This is a genomic window from Bartonella sp. MU37NMGALS, from assembly GCF_042194015.1.
GTDB classification, from domain to species: Bacteria; Pseudomonadota; Alphaproteobacteria; order Rhizobiales; family Rhizobiaceae; genus Bartonella; species Bartonella grahamii.
This window is the reverse complement of record NZ_JBHIML010000120.1, coordinates 1-741: the sequence shown is the minus strand read 5'-3', so window position 1 is coordinate 741 and position 741 is coordinate 1. Positions and strand designations below refer to the sequence as shown.

1 pseudogene is annotated in these 741 nt (G+C 42.2%); it reads left to right on the top strand.

From position 1 onward, the window contains the following. Positions 1–564, top strand: a pseudogene (locus tag ACFIJP_RS09450) (phage portal protein); the annotation flags it as partial. Positions 565–741 lie beyond the last annotated feature (177 nt).

Here is a 741-nt window from a genome sequence, read left to right as displayed (position 1 = left end):
TTTAATCGTATTGCCCCATTGGTCAATGCCGTTGTGGGGTCAGAGCGTAATAACAAGCGCGAAGTGCAGTTTATTCCACGTCAAGTAGGGAAGGCATTGCCTAGTGAATTGCTTACCGGTGCGGCAGAATGGTTTCGGGACATGGCGCATGCCGAATACGCTGATAGTGATGCTTTCCAAGATGCGGTTATCTGCGGCATGGGGTGGACTGATACCCGCCTTGATTATGAGAACAGCCTCGATGGTGAACCGGTAATTACGCGTTTAGACCCACTGAAAATGGTCTGGGATAGTGCAGCGGTGCAACCGAATTTAACCGATGCGCAACGTTTGTGGTATGTAGACCGCAAGCCGTTAGAAGTAGCTAAGCAGATGTTTCCCAAATCTCATTGGACAGAGCTGAGTGCAGATTGGGCAAGGGATGGTAGCTCTCATGAAGGTGTTCACCATAATGATCTTGATTATTACAGCGATGAGGGGAGCATTGATGTTGAAAACGGTCGTCGGATGGTTACACTTGTTGAAGGACATTATAAACAAAAATACAATAAAGTCAATAGTTTGTTTGTAATTATTTTATAAGAATCCACTTAAGAATCCACACTTTTATACGTGATTCATTTGACTATTTTTTATATAAGATTGCCATGCATGAATAGACCCAAAAAAGCTAATCATAAAGAAGTTTAAGAAGAAAAAACAACTTCAAAATGTCCTTCAAGCGTTTTAACTTCTTTCGGA